Source organism: Xanthomonas cassavae CFBP 4642 (genome assembly GCF_000454545.1).
In the GTDB taxonomy this organism is placed as follows: Bacteria; Pseudomonadota; Gammaproteobacteria; order Xanthomonadales; family Xanthomonadaceae; genus Xanthomonas; species Xanthomonas cassavae.
This window is the reverse complement of the sequence record NZ_CM002139.1, coordinates 3,312,707-3,338,770: the sequence shown is the minus strand read 5'-3', so window position 1 is coordinate 3,338,770 and position 26,064 is coordinate 3,312,707. Positions and strand designations below refer to the sequence as shown.

Below are 26,064 nucleotides of genomic sequence, written 5' to 3'. Positions count from 1 at the left end.
GGCATTGATACTCATCACGCCACCTCGTTGGCTTCAGGTGACAGCAGCATCCACCCAGCGCGGCGCAGATCCTGCGACAGGCGGCTGATGGTCAGGGCTAATCAGGAGTTCCCTTGGCTCTTCGATCGCCGGCATGGGAGTCGCACATCATCGCTCTCCACCAACGCTGGGCCTCTTAAAGGGACCTTAGCTTCGCTGCCCCTATCCGCAAGGGCAGGCCTCCTCCTCGACGCTGGCGCTCTGTTGCGGCCCTTCGCTACGCGGTGCTCACTCCCGGGTGCGGTCGGGCCGGACGCTTCGCCTGTCGGTTCCCACGAGGCGCACAACGCGCTGGTGGAGACAAACCGATGAAGCGCACCCAAGACCTGAAGGCCCAATACCAACTCCAGATGGACGAGGAAGGCATCTTGCTCGCTGCCGCGACCATCTTGGAACAACGCCTTCAACGCCAAGGCCGCATCCACAGCCCCGACCAGGCTGGCGATTATCTGATTGCCCGCTGCGCTCACCTGAGTCATGAAATTTTCGGTGTCGTCTTCCTCGACACCAAGCATCACATCCTGGCCACCGAGCACCTCTTCACCGGCACCACCGACGCCTGCGAAGTCCACGGCCGAGTCGTCGCCAAGCGCGCCCTGGAGCTCAACGCCGTCGCCGTCATCCTCTTCCACAACCACCCGAGCGGGAACCCGGAGCCCAGCGAAGCAGACCGCAAGGTCACCGAACGCCTGAAGCAGGCGCTGGCGCTGCTCGATATCCGAGTCCTCGACCACTTGGTCATCGGCGGGCGTCAGCACACCAGCCTGGCGGCCAGGGGGTGGGCATAGCCCGCCCCTTCACCTTGGCAGCCTACCGACGCTAGACTGCCAAGGCAGATGCACTTCCAGGGAGCAGGAAATGAAGGCGTTTCACGTGCGCGGGATTGTGTGGGGGACCGATGGCAAGCGTCCCGCGTTGCCGGCCGAAGCCACTGTTGAATGCGATAGCGAAGACGGTATCGCCAACGCCCTCAGTGACGCCTTTGGTTGGCTTGTGAGCGACTTTACGGTCGTAGAAGAACTTGAAGAATTAGAGTCTCTTGACGGGGCGCAACGTAGGAATACGACAATGAGCAATGAGCCCAAGAGAGGGGAATTCTTCCAAGTGCAGCCAGACGCTCGGCGTGGAGGAAAAGGGCATGGGGTGGTCTTTGAAAACGAGAAGGTTCTGCGAACACCCCCGCGCCTGATCGTAAAGCCAAAGAAGGGCGGTTTCCCGCCGTTGCGCGAAACCCCGCGCCTTGTTTACCACCCGAGAGAAGGTGTGTTGCCTGAAGACCTAGAGGGGGGCTTTAGCGGATATTGGTTAGTTTCCGAACGGCTGCGTCGTGTGATGGAGTCAGTAGATGCGGAAGCATTCGCCTTCGCTGACGCTGACTATCGTTTGGCCGATGGGTCCAAAGGTCCGACCGTCTTCCTCTGCGATGTCGTCCGCACATTGGACGCGTTGGACGAAGAGGCTTCTGAGCTCAACATCGAGATCAGTGACGACTTCGAAGCGGGAAAATACTACGACCTCACCGGCGATATCCGGCTGGCCTTCCGGCGAGATGTGCTGGGTTCTGCACATGTTTTCAGGTTGTCTTTCCATGGCGGCGTCTTCTGCGATAGAGCGTTCAAGGAGGCCGTTGAGGCGGCGGGCATTGTCACGCCCAGCAAGTCCAATGGGCTTTGGTTTTACGACGTTGTGAACTGCTGATTGCTAACACGGGCAGCAAGGAAGGAGCCTGATCCATGGCGAACTATCGGACGCTATTCCAAGACCATCACAACATCGAACAGCAGACGCTGAAGAACAGCGAGCTGTTGGCGAGGTTGCAAGAGGTCGGGAAGTTTCATATCCATGCCCCTGAGAACCGCTTATTTCTGCCGGCTAGTCCTCAACTGGCTGACGCGCTTGGGGTCACGCCGCATAGCGGCGGCCCTTTAGCGGAATACCAAAAGGGCATGCTTGAACGGTTGAATCGCATTCAAGCGACGCGGGATGGTCAGGCGGCTCTGGAGGGTGACACGGCGGCGATGGATCGGGTCATTAAGCGCGTTGAGCAACTGCGCGATACAGTCAAGGTCGGACTGATCAACAATGACTTAAACACCAACACGCCAGTGGGTGAACTTCCGGTCCAAACCAACCAGAGAGTTCGCCAGTTCTTTCGTGATATCCCTGCTTACTACCAAGCCCACGCCCAGCAAGTCGGGGCTTTGAAGGGTTTCACGGGGGTGGACCACGGATGGGGAGCTGTTGCGCATTCCGAGTCGCGCATCGTCACCACGCTCAGCCAGATACAGGTCAGTAACACCGCCATCATTCGAGGCGGGGACATCGAGCTTCAGCGCAGCGGATTGTCGCTCGCCGTCGCAAATGCTCACCACGATGGGCGCGTGGTCTTTTCCGAGCAGGGCATCCTCAAGGTCGAGCAGGTGCTGGGTCCGGAGGCCGCACACAACCTGCGCGTGCCACGAGGCCAGCGCGGTGGCGTATCCATGGAACTGCTGCTGGGCGAAGCATCGGCCAGCACCTTGGTGCGTTCGGGCGGCTTGCTGGCGACTGGCGCAGATGCGGTGCTGACTGCTCGCCGTTCGGCCGAGCTGCTGGAACAAGGCAACGTCACCGCCGCACAATCTGAGGTCACCCATGCCTTGGCCCGTAACGTCGGCGGCTGGGCTGGAGGTGCATCCACGGCAGCAGCGCTGAGCGGAAGCGGCTTCGTGCCCGCGGCATTGGTGGTCGGTGACGCACTGCTGATGAGCAAAGCGTTCGACAAAGGTGCCGATCTGCTGGACAACCGCGCCATCTACCACCAGATCGACAAAGCGGGCGTGGAGTGGCAGTTCAACGGTCGCAATTGGCAGCGCGAAGCGGCCATCGACCTCGCTCGGGATGGCCGGCGCACGAGCGGCGAGCAGCCCGTGGTGGCCAGCTACGAGAAATCGCAGGAACTGGGCGCGCTTGCCAACGCCAAGGCAGTGGAGTTGGCGCTGGGCAAAGCCCCGCCGCCCCAGGACCCGTTTAACCTCCCTGCACGGGCCAGCGACCAAGTCGGGTTGGACAACCAGAACTGGCACCGCAATCCCGAGAGCCAGGCATGGGAGCGCCAAGTCAAAACCGCCGTGTCCGGTGCCAACGACCGGGGCAGCTACGAGCATCAGACCGCCTCCCCGGAGCGCGCGCAGCAGCTCAACCAGGAAGCCCTTGGCCGCATCGAAAGCAACATTGCCACCGGGCGCGAAGCCATCGCGGCCGCCTACTTGGAAAACCATGCTGCCCAGCGCGCCCAGGCCTATGGAGTGGAGGTGCCGGCAGCCGCGGAAAGCACCCTCGCCAAGCAAGGTCTCGTGCTGGGACACGACGGGCAGGTCTACCAGCGGAACGAGGCTGGGCAGTGGGCCGGCAGGGACGGGGTGGCCACTGGCAACTTGGCGGTCGAACTGGAGCTGACGAGCCAGGTGCGCCAGCCGTCATTAGAGCGTGCCCAGGAGACCCTGGCAGCGCTCCAGGCGCTTCCCGCGCCCACGGCGGCGCAGATGGAGCAGAACGAGCTGCTGCACCGTTACCGGGCCGCAGGCGTCGATTTGAACGTCAACCCGCAGACCCAGCAGGCAGTGGCGCTGGCCGCACAGCGGACTAGGGACGCCAATGGCATCACCGGGCCGACCATGCAACAGCTACAACGCAACGAGTTGGGGCAATACGGGTATGACAGCCCCATCGCGCACCTTCAGCGTGGCAGCGATGGGGTGACTCGCTTGGTGGCCGTCACCAGCAGCGAAGACATCCGGCAGGCGTTGAGCGAGGCGCAAGGCAATCGACTAGAGTCACCAAGCCTAGGGCGCGTGCCTGAGGGAACGGCAGACGCGGACACCTCGGCCTCCGAGTCGTCCAATCCGCAGCAAGTGCTGGATATCCAGGCCCGCATGCAAGCCTCTGTCGCGGCGCAGGCGCGGCAAGAACGCGAACAGCAAGATCGTGTTGCGCAAGAGCAGCACGCTGCGCAGGTGCGCGAGCACCTTCAGCAGGCACAGCCTCAGCTCGAAGAGAGGTCGCAAAGCGAACGGGCGGTCCAGGCCCACGCGGTGTTGGAAGGTCAGCGACAAACAGAGCANGCGCAGGTGCGCGAGCACCTTCAGCAGGCACAGCCTCAGCTCGAAGAGAGGTCGCAAAGCGAACGGGCGGTCCAGGCCCACGCGGTGTTGGAAGGTCAGCGACAAACAGAGCAGCAGCGTGAGCTAGAAGAGCGCCAGCTACAGGAGCGGCAGGCACAGACCAGCCAGCAACGCGAGCTACAGGAGCGTGAGGAAAGGGACGTCCAGGAACGTCAGGCGCAGGAGCGCCAGGCCCAGGACAACCAGCAGCGGGAGCAACAAGTCCGCCAGGCTCAAGAAGCCATGCAGGTTGAGGTCCAGCAACGCCAGGCTCAGCAAGCGCAGCAGCAAGACCCCGGCCAGCACGCCTCGCAACAAGCCGATCCTCAGCCGCACGCTCCGGATGCGGCGCTGGCTCAACAAACGCCGCAGCCCGAGTTGCAGCAGGCAGATGCCCACCAGCAGCTAGAGGGGCATAACCAACAGGTAGGCGAACGCGCGGCTCACACTACGCCCGACCCACGGTCGCAACCGCTTGGTCCAGGCGACGCGCAACCGCATCAAGCACAAGAAGCGGCACGCGCGCTGGAAAGGCAGGCGTTGGAGAGTCGCGATGCTGCGCACCTCCAAGTGCCTCCCTCTGGGGGCCGGGAATCCGGCGACCAACCTGTGCAAAGCGTGCAGGCCGATGCGGTATCCCCGGCGCTGTCTCGCCACGTGCAAACGCAGCCGATGGAGATGGAGCAAGCGTCGGTCCGCCAGCAAGACATGGCACGTGAGCAGGAGGCGGCGCCGGTTCGTGTCATGGCCCCAACGACGCCTGCGTCAGCAGACCCGTTGATTGCATCGCAGGCCGCGGCGCTCACAAATCCAGAGCAGGAAACCAAGGCCGAGCAGGCCCATCCCTCCGATGGCTCGCCCACTGAGCGTGGCGCGGCTGTGCCGCCAGCAGCACACTTTGCGCAAACGAGTGAACAGTCATTGGCAAGCAGTGCCAACACTCGCCTGCCCATCGGGTCTGCTGACGCAGAAAACCGACAAACGCAATCAACCCCTGCACAGGATCGCAGCGCCGCAGACCCGGGCGGTGCTCTGTTCCTGGAAGAGACCATGCGCGCGCTGCGCCAGCTGCAACAGGAAATTGAGGCGGCGGATCGGGAAGACGAACGCTTCCACCAGGAATGGAGGGAGTATCGCGAGCGCGGAGAACCTTATCCCTTCGCTCAAAAGAGGGCGCTAGACCAGGAGGGTGGAAGCATGGATGCACTCAGCGCGCACCAACCAAGTGGCCGCTCGCCTAGTGAAGCGGCTGAGCAAGCCGATGCCTTCCCATCTCCAGTTCAGCGCTTTGCCGGTCCAGGGGAAGGGAATGCGCCAAATGACGCGTCGAAAGCTGAGCGCAAATCGATCACGGGCGACCCTGACGTGGACGAAGTGCTCTACGCGCTCGACAGCAAGAACGAACTGGCGATCGAGCAAGCGCTGAACCGGGTCGCCAACAGCGCAGCAACGCAGGCGCTCATCAAAAGAGGCAACGAGTTCCTTGAGGCGCAGGCCCAGCAGGAGGCCCAGGAGCTCGCCGCCACACGCCAGGCGCTGGGGATGGATGTCTCAGCGGAGATCAACACCAGCCGCGGGCCGGTGATGGTGATGACCTTGCCGGAGTTTGCCAAGGGGCCGATGCAGAGCGGTCCCCAAGGGGACGGCGGTGGAGGTGGAGACGGCGGCGGCGGGGGAGGGGGAGGGGGAGGGGGAGGAGGCGGTGGTGGTGGAGGGGGCGGCGGTTAGTCAAAATCGCTTCCGTGACCAGCCGAGCTCAGGAAACCTCATGGACAGGCAAGACGCCGCCGCAATGGCGGAAATGATGGCAACGTTGAACGCGTCGAACGCCTCGCTGCACGAAACGGTCAAAGTGCTGACGACGCTGGTTGCATCCATGCAGCAGCGTGAACAACGGCTGCGCGAGGTGGTTGCCGAGCAACTTCAGGTAGTCCAACACGCGGCCAGCAACGCCGATGCCAAGGTCAATCGAGTCTTAGAAAACGCACTGCCGAGGCTGACGCAGCTGACCAATCAAGCGTTGACGCAGACGCTGGAACCGGCCGCCAAGCGGTTCAACAAAGAGATGGCCCATGCGGACGAGACGTTGCAGCAAGCCACTCGGCGTTACGCGCAGGTCCAGCAGTCCCTGGAAACGCGGAGCACTCGGCGCATGTGGATAGCATCGGCCACGATGCTCTTGGCGGGCGTCTTAGGACTGGGGGCGGTGGCTTACTCGGTGGGCATCATCAACGAGAAGCGCAGCGAGCTGGTGCAGCTCCGCACCTCAATCGACTACTGGGAGCGGGTTGCACGCGCTGACCTAGCACCTTGTGGCGAGGGGAGGATCTGCGCCACGCTCGAAAAGAACGGCCCACGTTTCGGCAGTCAGAAGCAATACCGTGCCGTTAGCCTGCGCAGCGCCTCAGACGCGCGCTGATGCTCGTCGACCTATGGGCCTGGTGCACCGTCGAGCTCCTGACAACGCCGGGCGTGTTCGCTCAGATGGTCGGGATTGGGGCGGTTCTTCCTCGACTCCGGCTGACGCACGGTCTGGCCTCTGAGAGCAAGGTAGTCAGTGGTAAGCAACGACGGAGCCAACGCGACCTTGTTCTCTGGGGTGATCCAGAGCAGCAGGCAGTCGAAAAGGGTATGGAGGTCGGCGCGGAGCAACAAGCCGTTGTCCACCCGGTCGGTGTGGTCTCCTCGGTAAGGCAATATATGCGCCGCCTCCAAGACCTCCTTCGCCGAACAGCCTGTGATGGCACAACGGCCGCCATACGCGTCCAGCAATTGGTTCCGGAAAAAAGATTGACCGCGGCGCTGAGCTACTGCACGCATGGTCCAGACACGTGCGTCATGGTCTGAATCCAATGGAGGCAGATGCGCAAATGCCGCGTCCTGCCCTTCGGCCTCGGCTTTCGATTGTGGGGTGGCGGGTAACTGCACAGCTTCCCAAATGCCGCCTTCGTTCGGCTGTAGGGTCCAGTGGCCATGGATGCTTGGTCGAAAGGGCTCATACGTCACGCGTTGCGATTTGCCTCGCCGGAAAAGGAGATCACGGGGACGATTGGAGTTTGAGCGCCAATCCTTCCGCGTCTTGTCGTAATGCCGCCGATTAGTGTCGTTGACCGTCAAAAATGAAAGGTTGGCTCCCAAGTCTGAGTGGTCCTCGCCTGGGTAGCGTCCTTTGAGCCACTCTCGAATCTCTGCGGTGGAGGAGGGCTTGGCCAGTGCTTGCACGGCTTCGGCCACGTGCCAGTATTTCACGATAGCCCGGTCGCGCAGGACCATCTCTCTTTCAGGGATCTCGCCAGCGCGCTCAAACGCAAGTTCAAAAGAATTGGCCGCTAGCGATACGACCTGCCCGACCAGGCTGAAGTCCGGCTCGAAGTCGTTGGAGGCGCGTGCGGCATTGCCAGCCCTAACTTTTGCCGGGTTGTCGGAGGTGGCCACCACGACTCGGATTGGCAAGCTTTCCGCCCAGGCTTGTTCGAGATGAGCGCGAAAAGTGTGCTTGCCACTGCCCTTCCAATGGGCGGTCTCCATCGCGTAGCGGGACATGTCGGGAGAGAAGTTGTGTGACCACAGGCTCAAAATGACTTGGCGCGGATTCTCAGACAGGGCGGACGAGTTGAACTGCGGGTCCTTGATCTCAACGCCATATCGGCGAAAGGCATCGCTCATTCGCATGGGGTGTCAGTGTCCTTGGCAATCGGTGTTCAGGCGTGGCGTTATGGTGTCGAGCCAATCGGCGTAACCACAATCATGCGTTCGTCAATGGCTGGCCCTCGGTCGAACGTGTATTCGAAGCGGTAGCCATTGCTCTCCAAGGTAAGGTTCTTCTTGCCCTTGAACGCCTTGAGCAAGACCTTGTCGTGGTCGCTGGGATATAGCTTGACCAGGTCGTGGAGCATCTTGTCTGCGTCTTTGGCGTCTGCGTGGAGACCATAGCCGCGATCCTTAAACCAGTCATTCCATAGGAACTTCGTGGTGGAGACCCTGCCGGTTCCCTGCTCTTCGTTGATAAAGAATTTGACTGTCTCGGCTTCGCCGCCGATACAGCCAAACAGGGCCCCCCAGCCTGAGCTTTCTGGCGTGATCTTGGTGGACTTGCATGAGAGCACTGCCTTGCTGCGCGCGACCTCTTTTTGGAAGGGCGTGACCACGGGACGTTCGGCCGGCTGCTCCGATGGGCTTTTCGTGGGCGGGGATGGCTCAGCTTGCGGCGGAGAGGATTGGGAGCAGGCAGTCAGCAGCAATACGGCACTGGGAAGCAGGCGACGGATCAACATCCGATGTGAGTTCCAGTTGGAGGCGCGGGCCACCATCTTCCCATTGCAAGTCGCTTTTGAACCAGCTGCTTGAACACGTCAGGAGATGGAGCAGGCCCTTGCCGCTTGTGGCGTCCTTGATTGCAGCGTGTGTGCGCGGCCACCACGTTTTCGGGCACATCCAAGCCGCCGTCTTGTTGAGCAATCAGGTGTTCGGCCGTGCACTGGTAGGGACGCGCCGAGCGGGGGCGCAAGCCCAGTTCGTCTGGCGAGGCGAGCCACATCGGGAGGTCGCAATAGAAACAGCTACCCGACTGGGCATGAAAGGCACGGATGCGAAGAGATTTGAGGCGCTTGTTGCTCATAGTAGGCTCCGGAATCAAAAGAAGATTCCCGTGCCTCCTAGTGGAGAACCTCGGGCACCCGGAGCCTAGCGGCTATGCGGGCACAACACCGGGGGATGCCCCCACTGGCAGACACGTTGTAACCGACCATCGGTGGGGCTGCAACCCTTCGACGCGCGATGGGCTGGGCGGGCGACCAGGATCAATGCGTGCTGTGGCCTTCTTCAGTGTTCGTGATTGCCATTCGCAACGCGCCGAGTGAGCTCGCTTGGTTACGGATTGCCGCGTCGGTCCGATTTCCCACGTGCGCCAAAAGCGCGCCCACCAATTCGGCATCCTCCAGCGATTCTGCTCCTGCAAGGAAAACGAGTTCTGCTACTCGCGTGCGCCGCTTGGTCTCTTCGCGGCGCTGCGTTTCCTTGGCCTTCGCCGCTTGGCGCTGGTGCGCTAAAAGCTCGCGCGCTTGACGCTGAGCCAGTCGTTCCGTCGCACGCTGAATTTGGTTGTGATAGTGATGGGTGGTGGTCATAGGTTTCTCCTGCATTGTGGAAATGAGTCAAGCAGGAAAACGGCTCGCGTCAAGCATCAAGGTGGTCTCGAATTTCATCCGCATCGAAAATCGAAAAGCTTGAAAAAACAGGGCTTCAAAGAAAGACCTGATTAGCCCTGACCATCAGCCGCCTGTCGCAGGATCTGCGCCGCGCTGGGTGGATGCTGCTGTCACCTGAAGCCAACGAGGTGGCGTGATGAGTATCAATGCCGTGCAGTTCCAAGCGGGATTGTCGATGCCTGAGTTCTTCGCGTCCTACGGCACCGAAGCCAAGTGCTATCGCGCGCTTTACAAGTGGCGCTGGCCGCAAGGCTTTCGTTGCCCTGTTTGTGCCGGACGCGTGCGCTCGCGTTTCAAGCGGGGTGCTGCGATCTACTACCAATGCAGCGCGTGCCGGCATCAGACCAGCCTGATTGCAGGCACGATGTTCGAAGGCACCAAGCTGCCGCTGCGCACCTGGATGCTGGCGTTGCACCTGCTGACCTCGACCAAAACCAACATGGCCGCGCTGGAGTTGATGCGGCATCTGGGCGTCAACTACAAGACGGCCTGGCGGATGAAACACAAGATCATGCAGGTTATGGCCGAGCGCGAATCCATGCGGAAACTGGCGGGTTTCGTGCAGATCGACGATGCCTATCTCGGCGGCGAGCGTAACGGTGGCAAGGCCGGACGCGGATCGGAGAACAAACAAGCGTTCCTGATTGCGGTGCAGACCGATGCCACCTTCACCGCGCCGCGCTTTGTGGTGATCGAGCCGGTGCGCAGCTTCGACAACACCTCGCTGCAGGACTGGATTGCCCGTCGCTTGGCGCCCGAATGCGAGGTCTACACCGATGGGCTGGCCTGCTTCCGCCGGCTAGAAGACGCCGGCCACGCGCACACCACGCTGGACACTGGCGGTGGTCGTGCCGCGACCGAAACGGCCGGTGCACGTTGGCTCAACGTGGTGCTGGGCAATCTCAAACGCGCCATCAGTGGCGTGTATCACGCCATCGCGCAAGGCAAATACGCAAGGCGTTACCTGGGAGAAGCGGCCTATCGTTTTAATCGTCGATTCCGCTTGCGCGAGATGCTGCCACGACTTGCCACGGCCATGATGCAATCCACACCATGCCCAGAGCCGGTTTTACGTGCAGCGAGCAATTTTCATGGCTGAGAGTCGGGGCTAATCAGGAAGAAAGAAGCAAGAGCGCACTGATGCAATGTCTTCGACATAGCGCGCGCCAGGTGCTACGCCCCCGGACCCCCAAGCGCTCCGCGCTTGCGCAAATCAAAAGCCACGGCATAAAGAGAGCAACCTCATCTGGAGCTGTGCATGGCCATCTACCACTCTCGCGTCAAAGTCTTTAGTCGTTCCCGTGGCGATTCCGCTGTTGCCGCAGCCGCCTACCGGGCCGGGCTGCTTCTCATCGACCACCTCACCGGTCAGCGTCACGATTACCGCCGTCGGGGCGGCGTCGTGGAGACCACCTGCCTGGTTCCCCAGGACGCGCCCGACTGGGCGTTGATCCCTGGGGAGCTCTGGCCGAAAGCCGAGGCGGCGGAGAACCGAAAGAACTCGGTGGTGGCCCGCGAGTTCGAAGTCGCCTTGCCGCACGAACTCAATGACGAGCAACGGTCCGAGCTCGCGGTGGCCATCGGGCAAGCCTTAGTCGCCCGCTACGGTTTTGCTTTGCAGGCCAGCATCCACTCGCCGGGCTCCCGCGATGGGCTCAACCATCACGTGCACCTGCTGGCCACTACGCGCAGGCTGGCCCCCGAAGGCTTTACCGAGAAAACGAGGGAGTTGGACGGCGGAGCGTCGGGGAAGATTGAGATCGAGTGGATCCGCCAGACCATGGCTTCCACGATCAACGAGCATTTGGCCGCTGCGGGAATTGATGCGCGGGTCGACCACCGTCGCTTGGAAGTCCAGGCCGAAGAAGCCCTGGCTCGCGGCGACTGGGCCGAGGCGATGGTCTTGTCCCGGCAGCCCACGAAACACATGGGCAAGACAGCCACGGCATTGGCGCGCAAAGGCGTCATGACCGACCGTGCTGCAGAGAACGCGCGCATCGTTGGAGAAAACGAGGAGGCCTTCGAGCGGTTGCTCGCTCAAGCCAAGCAAGAGGGTAGGGCAACTCCGAACCCTACCGGCCATAGCCACGACCAGGCGCGGCGCGACCGTCGACGCCGGGTTGATGCCACGAACGACCTTCAGACCGCTGTGCCCGGGTTGGAAATCCGTGGACTCCGCGGTATGCGCCTCTCGGACGCCCTGGGTCGGCCTGCGGAAGATGCAGGGATGCGACCCCTGCGCCCCATCAGTGAGCTGGTCACCGAGGCGGCTCGAGATCTAGCGGACATCCTCTCGACCCGGCCAGACCTGGCGTTGACCGCTACGCAGCGCGTGGTGGAGCAGTGGACCGCGCGTGCAGCTGCCCTTGTCGACAGTGTCGATTTGCGCAGGTGGCTCAACGGCATGGTGGAAGGCCTGGGCCGTCTGAAGCGGAGCGTGCTGAAGTTTGCCCAGCGGACCAACGCCTTGGGGCGTGCCCAGCGTCTCTTCCACTTGGCTGAGCAGGCGTGGGAACAGTTCAGCGGCGACCATCCCCGTCCCGATGGCGAGTGGGCCGCTCAAGAATGGGAAAAGCGGCGAGGGCGGCGGTTGGCCGTTCTGGAAAAGCGCACGGCTGAACTGGCGACAGCCCGGGCTGCGGTCTCTGAGCAGCATTGGAACGACTACGAGAACGAGATTGAGATCCGCGCAGCTGAGGTAGAGCAGTGGAGCGCTGAGGTTCTTGCGAGTCCTGAGCTCGCCATCGCGAGCCAGCCTGTTGAGTCGGTCAAGGCCGCTTCTGCTGCACCCAAGCCCTCCCCGATGCCGATGCCAGCACCGCAACCAACACGCCATCGACCACGCCCCTGATGGATGTCAAAAGCCCCGCAAGTGCGGGGCTTTCTTCTTAGCCTTAGTGCCGGGGACGAGGGCGAGGACGCAGGTCTATGCATTCAATCCCAGAAGGCTCCTTGGGGCGGGGGACGTTGTCCTTGTTCTTCTTCTTGCGCGCCTCTCGCCACTCCTCGATTGAAGCGGGCATGGTCGGCACAACGTTGCGATCAACCACGGATCGTTTGACGAGGATGGGCTGGGATGGAGCCATGGTCGATGTCTGTGCTTGACCGGCTGGCCCTGGTCCGCCGAGCCTCAGCAGCTCGGCAGCCAAATCGAGTGCGTATTGGATGTCCTCTACTTCGTGAGGGGGAAGGCGGGTTGTGCGCTGCTGTAGGAGATGGCCGAGCAAGCGACTGGCGACCTGGATCTGCGTTTGGTGATGCATGGGTGCTCCTGTGTGGGGTAAGCACCCATCCAACCAGTTGATCATTTTTGCGCAAGAGCTCGCTTGCGGTCCTATTTCACAAATTTGAATGCGGTGAAAAGTTTCATTCCACGTATGCCTTTTCGGACAAAGGGCAACCTCTTCGTCTTCGAGGAGTGAGAAAAAGTGTTGACCTTGCGCATGCTGCTGGGAGCACGACTGGGACAGGTGGGCGGACTGTTGCCACCTGATCAGGGGCCTATCCGGCCCCAAGCATTCCAAGGTTTGCAGGCACCGGGCCTTGAAGCGCTACCGTTCGCTTGGCTATGATCCGGGCTCACGCGGGGTATCACAAAAGGTATCATTTTTGGATCACCCCACTCCGGGATAAGCTAGGAAAATCAATTGGCTGGCATGGTTGGATTCTGTTCCCATCGCCCGCTCCATAGGCCGCAATGGCTTTGGTGATTGATCGGCTGGATGCATCCTGCTACGTCGTCCTGCGTTGCGTGCCGCGTGTGCACTGAAGTTGTGTGCCTGAGCGATGCTTGATGTGCAGGTGCTGATCGCAACGCCTCATCGACGCGTGGATGTCCTCGCAGAACCTGATCGACGAAGCACGCGACTCTGCGGCACCAACGGCGCAGCGGCTCGACGAGCGTTTGCAGGAACTGTGGCACGTGACAGGGTGCGCAGTCGAGGTGGCCCCCTCGTTGCTGGACGGCAAACGCGCGCAGGCCCTGGATGGACAGCGGGGCACCGATCAGCATTCATTGCGTCGGTGTGCGGCAGGGGCCTGGAGGCCGGGCCTGCGGATGATCATTGGCGCGTCAATCGGGCGCAGCAACTGTATTTCGCCGAGCGCGTCGAGACTCCGCAGGGCGCTGCTGCGGATGCGCGCAAGTGTGGCGCGATTGCACCGGCGAGGGCGAAAAAGCTGACTGCGCATCTTGGGGCGGTGGCCACTGAAGTTCCCAGGCTCGTGCGCCAGCAAGGCTTCATTGGTGCAGTCGAACGTGCGTCATATGCGCGTACATTGAAAGAGGCGTAGCAGTCGTTGGCGCGCTGACGGTGCTTGCAGCTATGCGCGCTGCTTGGCTTCAGCTTTGCGGATCTGCAGCATTGAGTTGTCGATCAGTGGAGTTCGCCCATGAGCGCAGGCAGGCTGCAGACATCGTGGTTGCAGCCAAGTGTCGGTGGGCACGCAGTGATCCGCTGCGCGTCGCTACAGGCTGCGTTCGACATGTGTGTTTGAGCCCGTGCAGTCTTTCCTGAGCCCGGAATGCATGTAGGCCCGTATGTATCGTTGCAGAATGCCAATGACATCGATTGCAGTCGGCGTGTGTCGCGGAAATACGTAGCGACGCTTCGTCATTTCCTTCCCGGCAGTCAGGAACCTCCTGATTGAGCGTGGCCTGGATGAGCGCCATAGTTCCCGCATCACCGAGCGGGCACCATGACGACTACTCATTCACAGCTGGTTGGTGCGCTGATCAAGGGAATGCGTCGCGCCGAGTCGGCCCGCGCCGCCTCGATAGCGTATCGCGCCGGGTCGGCCGAGCAGGCTCGCGTTTGCGGCACCCCGGACAACGCCGGCAGGGTGCTCGAAATGTTCAAGCTGGATGCCGAGCAGATCCGCCAGATCGGGCTGATCGGGGTGGAGGAGCTGGGCGAGGCGGTGTGCCATGCCTGGTCGATCAACGCCGGTCAGCTGGACCGGGTGGTGCAGTGGTTCACCGCCCCCCGGGTGGAATTCGTGGGCAAGCACTGCAGCGAGCTGATCCGGGCCGGGCGCATCGGTCCGGTGCTGACCATGGCCCGCGAACACGCCTTGCTACGCCATCGCTGAGCGCCAGCAGACCCGAATCTGGCCGGGCGCTTTACGCTGGATGGCGTAGCGGCAATACTCGTTGACCCGCCCAACCTTAGTTTCGTCAATGCGCCAGGTTCCGCCAGCCTCACCCTCTGCCGCCGCCAAGGCCCAACTGCTGGAAGAGTTGCGCAAGCTTGAGCAGGAAGAAGCGCAGCTCAAATACGCCCAGACCCTGGAAGCGTTCGACCAGATCGTCGAGGCACTGACCCAGTTCGGCACCCGATTCAACGCAAAGCAGAAGTCCCAGATCGCCTCGCTTGCCATGACCGGCAAGACCAAGGGGCCGCTGTCGTCCACCGGCGAGGTGGTGGCCAAGTACTGGCTTCCCCATTCCGGCGAGACCTGGTCCGGGCGTGGCCGCACGCCGCGTGCATTCAAGGCCTGGGAAGGCACCAGTTCCTATAAGGAATGGAAGTCCAAGCATCCGGACAAGCGTTTTCCGCTTTATCCGGGGTGAGGTTGCACCTTCAGGTTTTCGCAGCAGGTGCAGTCATAACTTGGGTATTGGGAGAGGCGTTGCCCTGGCAGTGTGTGCGAGCGTCCGGCGATCGCTTTAAAGAGTGAACAATGGTAACCACAGCGTGCGTCATCGCCAGGCAGTCGATCGAAGAGTCCTACCCCGATAAAGTTGGCTTGCATAGGGCGAAGTTGGCGGATTGGTCTTGCGCTGCACTGCTTCTTGGTTGACCAGGAGTGGACCGTGGCCGCAGCGCATGATTGGAGTTCGCTCAGACCAATCTCGCCTCGCTCGCTGCCCGAACAGCGATAAATACGAGCGCTGTCTCTCCAGGCCGTCATAAGCATGCTGTCGCCTGCTGTGCAGCATGCGGATCGCTGCATCCCGCATGGCCATTCCTCGTCACCCCCTTTGCATCAGTAGTGCGATCGCGGGTTCTAAAAAAAACGCCCGCCATTGAGGCGGGCGGTGATGGAGCAGGGCAGTCAAACCGCTACTGATCGCTCTTGCACTCGAAGACCGACACGCTACGCGGCGGTGCCAGGAATTCACTGGCGCCGGCCGGCATCATGTCCACTTCCAGGGCTTCGTCGGTGGATAACACCAGCTTCCAGTGCACTGGCTCGTCGGTAGAGGGCAGGGTGAAGCTCACACCCTCGTGGTAGGCGTTGATGACGATCAGCAAGGTGTCGTCGTTTGCCAACTCCTTGACGCCCGAGGTCTGCGCCTTGCCTTCCAGCAACAGCCCCACCGAGCGCGCGCCTGCATCGGTCCAATGTGCATCCTCCATCTCGCTGCCACCCGGGTTGAGCCAGGTGAGGTCGCGCACGCCCGCTTCCTCGTTGTATTGCCCATTGAGAAAGCGGCCACGCGACAGGATCGGGTAACGCTTGCGCAGCGCAGTCAGTGCCTTGACGAAGTCAGTCAGGCGGCCGTCGGTGGGATCGTTTTCCCAATCGAGCCAGGTGATCTCGTTGTCCTGGCAATACGTGTTGTTGTTGCCCCCCTGGGTCTGCGCGCGTTCGTCGCCGCTCAGCAGCATCGGCGTGCCTTGCGAGAGCAGGAGCGTGGCAAGCAGGTTTTTCATCTGCCGCTCGCGGATCTGCAGGATGTCGGCGTTGCCGGTATCGCCTTCTTCGCCGTAATTGCACGACCCGTCGTTGGACGAACCATCGCGATTGTCTTCGCCGTTGTCGATGTTGTGCTTCTCGTTGTAGCTCACCAGATCGCGCAGGGTGAAGCCATCATGTGCGGTGATGAAGTTGACCGAGGCCCACGGTCGACGGCCGCGGCGGTCGAACAGATCCGCGGAGCCGGTGAAGCGCGTGGCGAATTCGGCCAGTTTGCCGTCCTCGCCCTTCCAGAACTCGCGCGCGTTGTCGCGGAACTTGTCGTTCCACTCCGACCAGCCCGGTGGGAAATGGCCGACCTGGTAGCCGCCCGGGCCACAATCCCACGGCTCGGCAATCAGTTTGACTTCCGACAGCAACGGATCCTGGTTACAGGCGTCCAGGAAGCCGCCGCGCTGGTCGAAACCGCTGGGCTCGCGTCCGAGGATGGTCGCCAGGTCGAAGCGGAAACCATCTACGTGCATTTCGCCGGCCCAGTAGCGCAGCGAGTCGTTGACGAACTGGATCACCCGCGAGTTGCTCAGGTTGAGCGTATTGCCGGTGCCGGTGTCGTTGATATAATAGCGCCTGTCTTCGGCCAAACGGTAGTAGCTGGCGTTGTCGATGCCCTTGAACGAGAGGGTTGGACCAAGTTCGCTGCCTTCGGCGGTGTGGTTGTAGACTACGTCCAAAATCACTTCCAGCCCTTGCGTGTGCATGGCCTTGACCATGTCGCGGAACTCGTCGCGATGGCCGCTGGAGAGATAGCGCGACTTCAGCGCAAAGAAGCCGATCGTGTTGTAACCCCAGTAATTGCGCAGCCCCTTGTCGAGCAGATGCTGGTCGTCCAGGTAGGCATGCACCGGCAGCAGCTCGACCGCAGTGATTCCCAGCTCCTTGATGTATTGCAGCACCTGCGGCTGCGCCAGGCCGGCAAAGGTGCCGCGCACTGCCTCGGGGACCTGCGGGTTGCGCATGGTGTAACCACGCACATGGGTTTCGTAGACGACGGTTTCGTTCCACGGCTTGAGCAGGCGCACATCGTCGCCCCAATCGTAGGTGTCCTCGACCACCACGCACTTGGGCATGAAGGGCGCACTGTCGCGCTCATCGAAGCTCAGGTCGCCGTCCGGATGGCCGACGGTGTAGCCGTACAGTTCGTCGGCCCAGATCAGATCGCCTTCCAATTCGCGTGCGTAGGGGTCCAGCAACAACTTGTTGTGATTGAAGCGGTGACCTTCGGTCGGCGCGTAGGGGCCATGCACGCGATAGCCATACCGCTGCCCTGGCTTGGCGTCGGGCAGATAGCCGTGCCAGATCTCATTGGTGTACTCGGGAAGATCGACACGGGTTTCGTTGCCCTGTTCGTCGAACAGGCACAACTCCACACGTGTGGCATGCGCGGAAAACAGGGCGAAATTGGTGCCCTTGCCATCGAAGACGGCGCCGCGGGGGAATGGGCGCCCCTGACGGATGCGGGAGGGGTTGGCGTAGGCCGCGCTTGTTGGACGTCGCATGGAGAGTCTCGGGTGCGCCGGCATGCCGGCATTAAGGAGGCTCAAGCATCGCGGTTTCATCTGTGCAAAACGCGTTACGGCAACCCCGGTGCGGCGTGAGGGAATGCAGCAGCGACGCCGGTTCGCGCTGGCAGTGGCGCTCGCTTGCGGCAGCACCACGGCGGCACAGGACGCGCCAACGCTGCGTTGCCCGGCCGAGGCATGCGTATCTGCTCTCGCGGCTGCCGTTCTCGAAGCATCCGCTGTGTCTTGAGCGCCGCGCGGGCGCCCTGCTAGCATCGCCGGTGTTGAAGCTGCGTCGCGTGTGCGCTGTTGCAACACGTGTCGATGCGTCATCGCATCTTCGTCCTCGGGGCCGTCGCACACCGGTTCGATCGTTGCGTACAGGGTCTGGCAGCCCTGATGCCCTGACGACCGGCAGACCTACGGACTTGGCTCACTCCGTCATCAGACTCCGACCATGTCCAGGCCGCGCCGTGTACCTGCCGCGATGAAAATCGCCATCCTTTCCCGCAGCAGCAAGCTGTATTCGACGCGCAGACTGATCGAGGCCGGGCGCAAGCGCGGACACACGGTACGTATTCTCGACCCGCTGCGCTGCTACATGCGCATCGCCGCCGACGGTTTCAGCCTGCACTACAAGGGAAAGCCGATCACCGGTTTCGATGCGGTGATTCCACGCATCGGCGCATCGGTGACCCGCTATGCCACCGCAGTGCTGCGCCAACTCGAATTCATGGGCACCTACACGCCCAACCCCTCCGACGCCATCCTGCGCTCGCGCGACAAGTTACGTGCGCACCAGTTGCTGGCCGCGCAGGGCATCGACATGCCGGTCACCGTGTTCGGCGACAACCCCGACGACACCCAGGACCTGCTCTCCATGCTCGGCCCGCCGCCGCATGTGGTGAAGTTGAACGAAGGGGCGCAGGGGGCCGGAGTGATCCTGACCGAGAAGGCCAGCGCCTCGCGCGGTGTGGTCGAAGCGCTGCGCGGGCTGTACGCCAACTTCATCGTGCAGGAGTTCATCGGCGAAGCCGAAGGCGCCGACCTGCGATGCTTCGTGGTCGGTGACCACGTCGTGGCGGCCATGCGCCGGCAGGCCGCCGAGGGCGATTTCCGCTCCAATCTGCATCTGGGGGGCAGCGCCGCGGTGGCCGAGGCGACCAGGCAGGAACAGGAGGTCGCGGTGCGCTCGGCACGTGCGCTTGGTCTGGCGGTGGCCGGCGTCGACCTCATCCGCTCCAAGCGCGGGCCGCTGGTGCTGGAGGTGAATTCCACCCCGGGCCTGGAAGGCGTTGAGGGGGTCTGTGGCGTCGATGTGGCCACCCACATCATCCAGCATCTGGAGCGGGCGACCCGCCGATCGGATGGCTGAGTGCTTTAGCGAAAATTTAACGAAAAAATAATCTCCGGCTCGCTAGCCTCTCTCGACCGTAGCTCCGCTCTCGGCAGTGACGGTGATCGGGATAAACTTTTGGCTCAAGTGCGTTGTTGCACTTGGGCCTTTTTATGGACGGCTTGCCGCTATTGAAGTTCGCGTCTACATTCGCCAAATGTTAAATCGCTCAGGCACAAGGAGGCGTCGCATGGCAAGGCTGTGGAGTGTTGGTGGACTGCTGCTCGCGGCGTGTTTTTTCAACGAGCACGCGTTTGCGGTCGTGCTTGATGTGGACAAGCCGTTCAAGCCGCAGGCGGCTCGGGTACGTACCGATCTTGCTGCAGGCGAGAAGTACTCCGAGATCAGTCAGGATGAGCGCGCTAAGGTGAGCGCGGCGCTTGATCGGCTCGAAGCCGTCTTCGAAGTGCAGCCTAACGCCCAGGCACTGCAGCCAGAGCAGCTGGCGTCGGTGCGCAACGATCAGGAGCTCGTCACCAGAATTTTGACAAAGGCAAGCGAAGATAGCCGGCTGATTTGTCGGCGCGAGCGCGCAACTGGTTCGCAAATGAGTACGAAACAGTGCATGACGGCCGCCCAGCGGCGCCGTCAGACCACAGTGAGTCAAGACGAAATTTCTCGGCGCCAGCGCTAAAAAAGCTTAAAGAACGAGGTTCCAGTGCGAATTCTAGTAATTGAAGACAACAGCGACATCGCCGCCAATCTCGGCGACTACCTCGAAGACCGCGGCCATACCGTGGATTTCGCCGCCGATGGCGTAACCGGCCTGCACCTGGCGGTGGTGCACGAGTTTGACGCCATCGTGCTCGACCTCAACCTGCCCGGGATGGACGGCATCGAAGTCTGCCGCAAGTTGCGCAACGAAGCGCGCAAGCAGACCCCGGTGCTGATGCTGACCGCGCGCGACTCGCTGGACAACAAGCTGGCCGGCTTCGACTCCGGCGCCGACGACTACCTGATCAAGCCATTCGCCTTGCAGGAAGTGGAAGTACGCCTCAACGCACTGTCGCGTCGCGGCAAGGGCGTGCACACCCGCGTGCTGGAAACCGGTGACCTGGAATACAACCTGGACACGCTGGAAGTGCGCCGCCGCGGCAAGTTGCTGCAGCTCAACCCCACCGCGCTGAAGATCCTGCAGGCGCTGATGGAGGCCTCGCCCGCCGTGGTCACGCGCCAGGAGCTGGAAACCCGCGTCTGGGGCGAAGAGCTGCCGGATTCTGACTCGCTGCGCGTGCATATCCACGGCCTGCGCGCGGTGGTCGACAAGCCCTTCGATGTGCCGATGATCCAGACCCGTCACGGTATCGGCTACCGCATCGCCTCGCCCGATGCCTGAGAGTGCTGGCGGATCGCGGCCCGCCCGCAGGCGTGGCCGCTACCGGCGACGCCTGCGTAGCCGCATCATCCTCTCGTTCGTGTTGTTGGGCTTCTGCCTGACGACATTGTTCGCCTTCGCCACCAACTGGGCGCGCTCGCGCGTGGAAAACCAGTTGGTCGAAGATGTGATGAATCGCAACATCGATGCGTTCGCGCAACGGTTCTATTCCGATCCGCTGCGCAATCCCGATCTGCCGGTGCAGCAGATGCGTGGGCGCGTGGTCAAGCGCGACAAGTTCGAGGCGCTGCGCCTCGAGCAACCGGAGTGGTACCAGTTCCCGGACGGTATCCACACCATCTCCGGCGTGGACGAAAGCGGCAATGCGTATTCGTACAAGCTGGCGGTGCGCAAAACGCCCAGCGAGTGGTTCTTCCTCGCCTACGACATGACCCAGACGCTCAAGGGCGAGATCCAGCTCAAGCGCACCTTGATGTTGTCGGTGTTGGTATTCAGCGGTTTTTCGCTGCTGATCGGCTGGTGGTCCGCCTCCAAGGTGATGCGCCCGGTCTCGGATCTGGCCGCACGCCTGCGTGCCTACCGTGGCGGCACCAGCGAGCCCAAGCCCTTGGCCGCGCATTTCCCGGATGACGAGGTTGGCCAGCTCGCCGAAGCGCTGGACGATTACTCCGCGCGCCTCACTGAAGTCGTGCAGCGCGACCGCGAATTCAATGCCGACGTCAGCCACGAACTGCGCACCCCGCTCGCGGTGATCCGCGGCGCTACCGAGCTGCTGCTGACCAAGCCCAATCTCGACGAAAAGGTGCTGCAACGCCTGCAGCGCATCCAGCGCGCCGAACAGCAGTGCAGCGATTTGATCGGCTCGCTGCTGTTGCTCTCGCGCAACGAACGCGGGCAGGGCAGCAGCAACGTGGCCAAGGTGGCCGAACAACTGATCGACGCGCATCGCGCCCAGCTCGGTGGCAAGCCGTTGGAGCTGCTGCTGGAGGGCGAGCGCGACCTGGTCATCGACGCGCCCGAATCCGCTTTGTCGGTGGCGCTGGGCAACCTGATCGGCAACGCGGTCAAGTACACCCAAGACGGCCAGGTGCGCGTTCGCGTGCTGGGCGACGCGGTAGAAGTCATCGACTCCGGCCCCGGCCTGAGCGAAGAAGACGCCGCCAAACTGTTCCAACGCGGCTACCGCGGCACCCATGCCGGCCATTCGCAAGGCGGCGGCATCGGCCTGTCCATCGTGAGCCGGCTGTGCGACCTGTATGGCTGGCGCGTGAGCGTGCGGCCAGGCCAGGAGCGTGGTGTCATCGCAACACTAGCCTTTCATCGCTGACCAACCACCCGCGGTCGCGTAGGAGCGCACCCGGGCGCGACGGCCTTGCTGGTAGTGTCCGCTACCCGGTAGGTGATGCCTGTCCCTAAGCGACCCACAACGCATTGTCCGGTAGTTTCAGACCAATCCACAGGCACTCAACGTTGCAGGTCGGTCAGATCCGATGGCATCAGCTGGCGATAGTGCAGCACCGTCAAAATGTCCACCTGAGTCGCCGTTACTCGGTAAATCAGGCGGTAAGGGCGTTCTAATAACTCCCGCACCTCGGCCGGCGCGTAGCGCTCCAGCAGCCTACCCATCGCGGGCGAATGACCCAGCTCCAAAGCACGCCGCGCCAGAGTGATTGGAACCGTACTCGCTACCAGTGGCGCATGCTCCTTAAGGTAAGCCTGGACTTCCAGCAACCTAGCTTGGGCGCCTGGCGTCCAGTAGACCTTCACGCAGACAATTCAAGCTGCCGGAGCACGTCCTCCGCAGCAATCAACTGAGCACCGTCGGCCTCTGCGATCCCCTTTTCGATCGCTCGGTGCAGTGCAGCCTGGTAGATCAGATCTTCCCAGCGCGCATCTTCCGGCAATGCATCCACCAGCTGGTGGGCCTTCTGTTTAAAAAGGGCGGACATGGCCTTTACCTTACGAAAGGGTCGGTTCGATTCTAGTCCTGAGGATCCGGCAGAGCCAGAACAGCCGAAGAAAAGCGCCGTACGCTGACCTACCGCAGGTCATCCCAGGAGGTATGGCGGTTCCATCGCGAACCAACCCGAGCTTGCGTAGGAGCGCCCCTGGGCGCGAGGGCTTTGCCAGCAATCTCTCCCCGTGATCGATAGCAGATTTTCAGCCATAAAGCGCGCTACCTTCCGCGCCCCCTTTTCATTCTCTATGGTCGCCCTGACAACCTCACAGACTGGCTTTCAGGTCTTCCAGCGTGACGACCAGCAACATGGGATCCAGCGGGGACGGCTCGAAGCCGATGCGCTCGTAGAACACCTTGGCGCCTTCGGAGAGCGCATGCACGAGTAGCCCACGAATGCCGATGATGTCGGCTGCATGCAGGATGCGCTTGCCGGCATCCCGCATCAGGGCGCGGCCAAAGCCTCTGCCGTGCAGGGATTGGTCAACAGCAAGCCTGCCAAGCACCACAACGGGAATCGGGTCCGGCATGTTGCGGCGGAAGCGGCCAGGCGCGGCATCAACGGCGACCGCACTCGACGCCAGGGCGTAATAGGCCACCACCCGGTCGTCCGCGCAGGCAACGAAGGTCCGGGACGCGACGGTTGCCTGGTTTTTCAGGGCGCGGCGCTTGAGCCAGTGGTCCAGGCTTTCCACACCCGATGCAAACGGTTCGACCCGGTGATGGGCCGTCAGCGGCTCCGGCGCCGATACCGTCATGCCTTCTCCCAGGGCGCGGGCGTCTGCATCGTCTTGCGCAGGCGCGCATTCGGCTGCGGGGGCATGTCTAGCCGCGCCAAAAAGGCCGCGTAGGCATCCGGACTGGCCGCGATGAGAGTCTGGTCCAGCAAGGCCTCCTCGGCCGCCGAGCGCGCCGCGTCCAGCACGAAATCGGTACGGTTCTTCCCCCGCGCCTTGGCGGCCCGGTCGATCAGGCTGCGCTCCTCCGGCCTGATGCGGAGATTCAACGTCTCGCGCTTGCCGGGTGTCGTGCTTGGTGTGGACATGGCGTTGCCTCCTGCTGGTCGGTACAGTGTAGCGCCTGCGTAATGTCGATGTCATTACGATAATGTGCCGCTCATTCATTGCGAGGGCGCGCGCTCCACTGTCACCACCAACTCGCCCGCGCGCGCCTTGATCTGCAGTTTGCAGCCAACCGCAAACCCCAACTGTTCCAGCCACAGCCCGCGCAAGCGCACGCTGGGAATCCGCTGGCTGTGTGGCCGGCCCGGCTCTGCATCGTAGAACGCATAACCCACCGTACAGCGCGTGGGCGTGCGTGCCTTGCGCGGTGGCCGCGGTGGCCGCGGCGGCAGATCGTCCGCGCGAGGCCTGTGGCGTCGGTCGAAGTCGAGGTTGTCAACATCGAACGCGGGCGACGGCACCAGCCGCATGGGCTGCGCGTCCTTTATCGGCGTGGCTGCCCGCTTGGCGGAAGCGGTGCGCTTGGCATTTGGTTTGGACCGCTTGGCGGTTGGAGACTGCGCCCGGCTCATCGCCTCACCTCCACCAGCACCATGGAGCGACGACGCCCACCAGCCAATACCGATGCATCTGTCATGACAACGCCTCCTTCGAAGAACAGGCACCGTCGCCGGCCGGCGACGGGATGTCGGGAGGTTAGAAACCGCTCATAGCCGGCGGGCGTATTCCTCCCGAAGGAGTGTTGTATTAGCCGCCCTCCCGACGAAGGCATCGCGTCGGCTTGCGCCTGCGAACAGGCACAAAAAACCCACCAGTTTGACGGAGGTGGGTACCGCTATGAGAGGAGTTTCTACGCTCCTTGAGGTGGAGATTGCTACTGGTTGTTTGGGATGTCAACTGCTTGGTTTAGTCAGTTATCTGTCTCTGCTATCCGCCAGGCTGTACCGTCTCTGGTGTACCAAATATATTTTCCGCTTCTCTTTCCATGATTAATTATGGGCTGGCAAGTGGTCGCTGCATGAAGTGCCTAACCGTGGTAGGCGACTTCATCCGCAAGAGCTTGGACATTGCGTTTAACCACCGCATTAGCGGTGCCTGCGTGGCGCGTATGCTGGACCAAAAATTCATGCCGGATGGTTGAACATTCCGCCATGCATCCCGGCCTATGAAGTACTATCGGACTGGTCTGGCTACCGTTCATAAGCCTTCCTGATTAGCCCCGACTCTCAGCCATGAAAATTGCTCGCTGCACGTAAAACCTGCTCTGGGCATGGTGTGGATTGCATCATGGCCGTGGCAAGTCGTGGCAGCATCTCGCGCAAGCGGAATCGACGATTAAAACGATAGGCCGCTTCTCCCAGGTAACGCCTTGCGTATTTGCCTTGCGCGATGGCGTGATACACGCCACTGATGGCGCGTTTGAGATTGCCCAGCACCACGTTGAGCCAACGTGCACCGGCCGTTTCGGTCGCGGCACGACCACCGCCAGTGTCCAGCGTGGTGTGCGCGTGGCCGGCGTCTTCTAGCCGGCGGAAGCAGGCCAGCCCATCGGTGTAGACCTCGCATTCGGGCGCCAAGCGACGGGCAATCCAGTCCTGCAGCGAGGTGTTGTCGAAGCTGCGCACCGGCTCGATCACCACAAAGCGCGGCGCGGTGAAGGTGGCATCGGTCTGCACCGCAATCAGGAACGCTTGTTTGTTCTCCGATCCGCGTCCGGCCTTGCCACCGTTACGCTCGCCGCCGAGATAGGCATCGTCGATCTGCACGAAACCCGCCAGTTTCCGCATGGATTCGCGCTCGGCCATAACCTGCATGATCTTGTGTTTCATCCGCCAGGCCGTCTTGTAGTTGACGCCCAGATGCCGCATCAACTCCAGCGCGGCCATGTTGGTTTTGGTCGAGGTCAGCAGGTGCAACGCCAGCATCCAGGTGCGCAGCGGCAGCTTGGTGCCTTCGAACATCGTGCCTGCAATCAGGCTGGTCTGATGCCGGCACGCGCTGCATTGGTAGTAGATCGCAGCACCCCGCTTGAAACGCGAGCGCACGCGTCCGGCACAAACAGGGCAACGAAAGCCTTGCGGCCAGCGCCACTTGTAAAGCGCGCGATAGCACTTGGCTTCGGTGCCGTAGGACGCGAAGAACTCAGGCATCGACAATCCCGCTTGGAACTGCACGGCATTGATACTCATCACGCCACCTCGTTGGCTTCAGGTGACAGCAGCATCCACCCAGCGCGGCGCAGATCCTGCGACAGGCGGCTGATGGTCAGGGCTAATCAGGTAAGCCTTTAAAGCATTCAGACCACTTCGGCGGAGCGGGAGGACGAGTGTGCAGTCCTGAGAAGCAGGCGTGCTCGCACCCGCCTCCAACTTTCACGCCATCAGGGCTTGAAATACACTGAACCATGCAGTCATCGGCTGGCAGACACCTTGCTGATAGCTTTTTAATTTGACATTTCTCGCTCTCACTTATTACTCTTTTGAGATCGATTGAACATGATTTGAATTGCGTAAGAGTACCAACATCCGGTGGCGGTGGCGCAACGTCCACAACGCTCGAATCGTCACCATAGCCTTTTGTGCAACCAGCAGCTAGCACGAATGTCAAAATTAAAGCTGCGCCAAGAGTGAAGAGGCCCTTCATAGCGGCTTCCCACCCTCAGTGTAGTTGGACGCGCATGAGATACATTTCCGCGTTTCACGCCTAACCGTATCTTCAGACGTGGTCCAACCTAATGCGTGGTGGAGTGCTTCGTGGAACAGTACCGACCGAAAACACCCGCATGCTCCATTAGGGTTGGCAAGTTTTGACGCATCCGGTGCGC

24 protein-coding genes are annotated in these 26,064 nt (G+C 61.9%); 12 read left to right on the top strand and 12 right to left on the bottom strand.

What is annotated here, in order from left to right; translation table 11 throughout:
- Positions 1-347 precede the first annotated feature (347 nt).
- The 4 genes from XCSCFBP4642_RS0114815 (at position 348) to XCSCFBP4642_RS0114800 (ending at position 6,600) form a co-directional block, all read left to right on the top strand.
- Entirely contained in the window at positions 348-827 is a 480-nt protein-coding gene (locus XCSCFBP4642_RS0114815) for a JAB domain-containing protein (RefSeq protein WP_029220483.1), read from the top strand.
- Positions 828-1,107: 280 nt separating this feature from the next.
- Positions 1,108-1,737 (top strand): DUF1629 domain-containing protein, encoded by a 630-nt coding sequence (locus tag XCSCFBP4642_RS24920; protein ID WP_033899284.1) that lies wholly within the window; start codon positions 1,108-1,110, stop codon positions 1,735-1,737.
- Positions 1,738-1,772: 35 nt separating this feature from the next.
- Positions 1,773-5,909: a hypothetical protein gene (locus tag XCSCFBP4642_RS0114805; RefSeq protein ID WP_029220481.1), complete on the top strand. Its 4,137-nt coding sequence runs from the start codon at positions 1,773-1,775 to the stop codon at positions 5,907-5,909.
- Between the two features lie 64 nt (positions 5,910-5,973).
- Positions 5,974-6,600, top strand: coding sequence for a hypothetical protein (locus tag XCSCFBP4642_RS0114800; RefSeq protein WP_029220480.1), 627 nt, complete (start codon positions 5,974-5,976; stop codon positions 6,598-6,600).
- 11 nt (positions 6,601-6,611) lie between these two features.
- Here the strand turns inward: XCSCFBP4642_RS0114800 and XCSCFBP4642_RS30080 are convergent, their stop codons facing one another.
- From XCSCFBP4642_RS30080 to XCSCFBP4642_RS27215, 4 genes are all read right to left on the bottom strand, one after another.
- A complete protein-coding gene (locus XCSCFBP4642_RS30080) occupies positions 6,612-7,847 on the bottom strand; it encodes an HNH endonuclease (RefSeq protein ID WP_033898405.1) in 1,236 nt (411 codons plus the stop codon).
- Between the two features lie 47 nt (positions 7,848-7,894).
- Positions 7,895-8,491 (bottom strand): hypothetical protein, encoded by a 597-nt coding sequence (locus XCSCFBP4642_RS0114790; RefSeq protein ID WP_228325852.1) that lies wholly within the window; start codon positions 8,489-8,491, stop codon positions 7,895-7,897.
- Positions 8,449-8,718, bottom strand: coding sequence for an HNH endonuclease (locus XCSCFBP4642_RS27220; protein WP_223301056.1), 270 nt, complete (start codon positions 8,716-8,718; stop codon positions 8,449-8,451). Before XCSCFBP4642_RS27220 ends, XCSCFBP4642_RS0114790 begins: the two co-directional genes overlap by 43 nt.
- 262 nt (positions 8,719-8,980) lie before the next feature.
- Positions 8,981-9,307: a conjugal transfer protein TraD gene (locus XCSCFBP4642_RS27215; protein WP_084624834.1), complete on the bottom strand. Its 327-nt coding sequence runs from the start codon at positions 9,305-9,307 to the stop codon at positions 8,981-8,983.
- A gap of 217 nt (positions 9,308-9,524) precedes the next feature.
- Here XCSCFBP4642_RS27215 and XCSCFBP4642_RS0114780 point away from each other — a divergent pair, with 217 nt between their 5' ends.
- Positions 9,525-10,487 carry an IS1595 family transposase gene (locus XCSCFBP4642_RS0114780; protein ID WP_006448937.1) on the top strand — a complete coding sequence of 321 codons (963 nt, stop codon included), beginning with the start codon at positions 9,525-9,527 and terminating at the stop codon, positions 10,485-10,487.
- A 159-nt stretch (positions 10,488-10,646) separates the two neighbouring features.
- Complete coding sequence (locus tag XCSCFBP4642_RS0114775) at positions 10,647-12,239, top strand: MobA/MobL family protein (RefSeq protein WP_029220477.1); 1,593 nt, start codon at positions 10,647-10,649, stop codon at positions 12,237-12,239.
- A gap of 43 nt (positions 12,240-12,282) precedes the next feature.
- Here the strand turns inward: XCSCFBP4642_RS0114775 and XCSCFBP4642_RS30530 are convergent, their stop codons facing one another.
- Positions 12,283-12,651: a hypothetical protein gene (locus XCSCFBP4642_RS30530; RefSeq protein ID WP_029220476.1), complete on the bottom strand. Its 369-nt coding sequence runs from the start codon at positions 12,649-12,651 to the stop codon at positions 12,283-12,285.
- A 1,435-nt stretch (positions 12,652-14,086) separates the two neighbouring features.
- Between XCSCFBP4642_RS30530 and XCSCFBP4642_RS0114765 the strand changes: the two genes are divergently transcribed.
- Positions 14,087-14,479: a hypothetical protein gene (locus XCSCFBP4642_RS0114765; protein WP_029220475.1), complete on the top strand. Its 393-nt coding sequence runs from the start codon at positions 14,087-14,089 to the stop codon at positions 14,477-14,479.
- 88 nt (positions 14,480-14,567) lie between these two features.
- Positions 14,568-14,960, top strand: coding sequence for an H-NS histone family protein (locus XCSCFBP4642_RS0114760; RefSeq protein WP_029220474.1), 393 nt, complete (start codon positions 14,568-14,570; stop codon positions 14,958-14,960).
- Between the two features lie 493 nt (positions 14,961-15,453).
- Here XCSCFBP4642_RS0114760 and glgX read toward each other — a convergent pair whose 3' ends face one another.
- The gene (gene glgX, locus XCSCFBP4642_RS0114755) at positions 15,454-17,586 is read right to left on the bottom strand and encodes a glycogen debranching protein GlgX (protein WP_029220473.1); all 2,133 of its coding nucleotides are present in this window, start codon (positions 17,584-17,586) and stop codon (positions 15,454-15,456) included.
- A 490-nt stretch (positions 17,587-18,076) separates the two neighbouring features.
- Between glgX and rimK the strand changes: the two genes are divergently transcribed.
- The 4 genes from rimK to XCSCFBP4642_RS0114735 all read left to right on the top strand — a co-directional run bounded on the left by rimK (position 18,077) and on the right by XCSCFBP4642_RS0114735 (position 21,648).
- Complete coding sequence (gene rimK, locus XCSCFBP4642_RS0114750) at positions 18,077-18,964, top strand: 30S ribosomal protein S6--L-glutamate ligase (RefSeq protein ID WP_029220472.1); 888 nt, start codon at positions 18,077-18,079, stop codon at positions 18,962-18,964.
- Between the two features lie 178 nt (positions 18,965-19,142).
- The gene (locus XCSCFBP4642_RS0114745) at positions 19,143-19,619 is read left to right on the top strand and encodes a hypothetical protein (RefSeq protein ID WP_029220471.1); all 477 of its coding nucleotides are present in this window, start codon (positions 19,143-19,145) and stop codon (positions 19,617-19,619) included.
- Positions 19,620-19,643: 24 nt separating this feature from the next.
- Positions 19,644-20,321 carry a response regulator transcription factor gene (locus XCSCFBP4642_RS0114740; protein WP_003490678.1) on the top strand — a complete coding sequence of 226 codons (678 nt, stop codon included), beginning with the start codon at positions 19,644-19,646 and terminating at the stop codon, positions 20,319-20,321.
- Positions 20,314-21,648 carry a sensor histidine kinase gene (locus tag XCSCFBP4642_RS0114735; protein WP_029220470.1) on the top strand — a complete coding sequence of 445 codons (1,335 nt, stop codon included), beginning with the start codon at positions 20,314-20,316 and terminating at the stop codon, positions 21,646-21,648. The genes XCSCFBP4642_RS0114740 and XCSCFBP4642_RS0114735 overlap by 8 nt, the downstream gene beginning before the upstream one ends.
- 137 nt (positions 21,649-21,785) lie before the next feature.
- Here the strand turns inward: XCSCFBP4642_RS0114735 and XCSCFBP4642_RS0114730 are convergent, their stop codons facing one another.
- From XCSCFBP4642_RS0114730 to XCSCFBP4642_RS0114700, 6 genes are all read right to left on the bottom strand, one after another.
- The gene (locus XCSCFBP4642_RS0114730; RefSeq protein WP_029220469.1) at positions 21,786-22,088 is read right to left on the bottom strand and encodes a type II toxin-antitoxin system RelE/ParE family toxin; all 303 of its coding nucleotides are present in this window, start codon (positions 22,086-22,088) and stop codon (positions 21,786-21,788) included.
- The gene (locus XCSCFBP4642_RS0114725) at positions 22,085-22,270 is read right to left on the bottom strand and encodes a hypothetical protein (protein WP_029220468.1); all 186 of its coding nucleotides are present in this window, start codon (positions 22,268-22,270) and stop codon (positions 22,085-22,087) included. The genes XCSCFBP4642_RS0114730 and XCSCFBP4642_RS0114725 overlap by 4 nt, the downstream gene beginning before the upstream one ends.
- 274 nt (positions 22,271-22,544) lie before the next feature.
- Positions 22,545-23,036 carry a GNAT family N-acetyltransferase gene (locus XCSCFBP4642_RS0114720; RefSeq protein ID WP_029220467.1) on the bottom strand — a complete coding sequence of 164 codons (492 nt, stop codon included), beginning with the start codon at positions 23,034-23,036 and terminating at the stop codon, positions 22,545-22,547.
- Positions 23,033-23,323 carry a type II toxin-antitoxin system TacA family antitoxin gene (locus XCSCFBP4642_RS0114715; RefSeq protein ID WP_029220466.1) on the bottom strand — a complete coding sequence of 97 codons (291 nt, stop codon included), beginning with the start codon at positions 23,321-23,323 and terminating at the stop codon, positions 23,033-23,035. The genes XCSCFBP4642_RS0114720 and XCSCFBP4642_RS0114715 overlap by 4 nt, the downstream gene beginning before the upstream one ends.
- A 75-nt stretch (positions 23,324-23,398) precedes the next feature.
- On the bottom strand, positions 23,399-23,812 hold the full coding sequence (locus XCSCFBP4642_RS24910; protein WP_033898399.1) for a SymE family type I addiction module toxin: 414 nt from the start codon (positions 23,810-23,812) through the stop codon (positions 23,399-23,401).
- Positions 23,813-24,466: 654 nt separating this feature from the next.
- Positions 24,467-25,429: an IS1595 family transposase gene (locus tag XCSCFBP4642_RS0114700; RefSeq protein ID WP_029219768.1), complete on the bottom strand. Its 963-nt coding sequence runs from the start codon at positions 25,427-25,429 to the stop codon at positions 24,467-24,469.
- Positions 25,430-26,064 lie beyond the last annotated feature (635 nt).

Bases quoted from the DNA above. Each gene is read 5' to 3' on its own strand.
- XCSCFBP4642_RS0114775 (WP_029220477.1), top strand. From the start codon at position 10,647: ATGGCCATCTACCACTCTCGCGTCAAAGTCTTTAGTCGTTCCCGTGGC.
- XCSCFBP4642_RS0114725 (WP_029220468.1), bottom strand. From the start codon at position 22,270: ATGTCCGCCCTTTTTAAACAGAAGGCCCACCAGCTGGTGGATGCATTG.
- XCSCFBP4642_RS0114790 (WP_228325852.1), bottom strand. From the start codon at position 8,491: ATGGTGGCCCGCGCCTCCAACTGGAACTCACATCGGATGTTGATCCGT.
- XCSCFBP4642_RS0114780 (WP_006448937.1), top strand. From the start codon at position 9,525: ATGAGTATCAATGCCGTGCAGTTCCAAGCGGGATTGTCGATGCCTGAG.
- XCSCFBP4642_RS0114715 (WP_029220466.1), bottom strand. From the start codon at position 23,323: ATGTCCACACCAAGCACGACACCCGGCAAGCGCGAGACGTTGAATCTC.
- XCSCFBP4642_RS27215 (WP_084624834.1), bottom strand. From the start codon at position 9,307: ATGACCACCACCCATCACTATCACAACCAAATTCAGCGTGCGACGGAA.
- rimK (WP_029220472.1), top strand. From the start codon at position 18,077: ATGAAAATCGCCATCCTTTCCCGCAGCAGCAAGCTGTATTCGACGCGC.
- XCSCFBP4642_RS0114745 (WP_029220471.1), top strand. From the start codon at position 19,143: ATGTTAAATCGCTCAGGCACAAGGAGGCGTCGCATGGCAAGGCTGTGG.
- glgX (WP_029220473.1), bottom strand. From the start codon at position 17,586: ATGCGACGTCCAACAAGCGCGGCCTACGCCAACCCCTCCCGCATCCGT.
- XCSCFBP4642_RS0114735 (WP_029220470.1), top strand. From the start codon at position 20,314: ATGCCTGAGAGTGCTGGCGGATCGCGGCCCGCCCGCAGGCGTGGCCGC.
- XCSCFBP4642_RS0114800 (WP_029220480.1), top strand. From the start codon at position 5,974: ATGGCGGAAATGATGGCAACGTTGAACGCGTCGAACGCCTCGCTGCAC.
- XCSCFBP4642_RS0114765 (WP_029220475.1), top strand. From the start codon at position 14,087: ATGACGACTACTCATTCACAGCTGGTTGGTGCGCTGATCAAGGGAATG.
- XCSCFBP4642_RS24910 (WP_033898399.1), bottom strand. From the start codon at position 23,812: ATGAGCCGGGCGCAGTCTCCAACCGCCAAGCGGTCCAAACCAAATGCC.
- XCSCFBP4642_RS24920 (WP_033899284.1), top strand. From the start codon at position 1,108: ATGAGCAATGAGCCCAAGAGAGGGGAATTCTTCCAAGTGCAGCCAGAC.
- XCSCFBP4642_RS0114700 (WP_029219768.1), bottom strand. From the start codon at position 25,429: ATGAGTATCAATGCCGTGCAGTTCCAAGCGGGATTGTCGATGCCTGAG.
- XCSCFBP4642_RS30530 (WP_029220476.1), bottom strand. From the start codon at position 12,651: ATGCATCACCAAACGCAGATCCAGGTCGCCAGTCGCTTGCTCGGCCAT.
- XCSCFBP4642_RS0114760 (WP_029220474.1), top strand. From the start codon at position 14,568: ATGCGCCAGGTTCCGCCAGCCTCACCCTCTGCCGCCGCCAAGGCCCAA.
- XCSCFBP4642_RS27220 (WP_223301056.1), bottom strand. From the start codon at position 8,718: ATGTGGCTCGCCTCGCCAGACGAACTGGGCTTGCGCCCCCGCTCGGCG.
- XCSCFBP4642_RS0114815 (WP_029220483.1), top strand. From the start codon at position 348: ATGAAGCGCACCCAAGACCTGAAGGCCCAATACCAACTCCAGATGGAC.
- XCSCFBP4642_RS0114720 (WP_029220467.1), bottom strand. From the start codon at position 23,036: ATGACGGTATCGGCGCCGGAGCCGCTGACGGCCCATCACCGGGTCGAA.
- XCSCFBP4642_RS30080 (WP_033898405.1), bottom strand. From the start codon at position 7,847: ATGAGCGATGCCTTTCGCCGATATGGCGTTGAGATCAAGGACCCGCAG.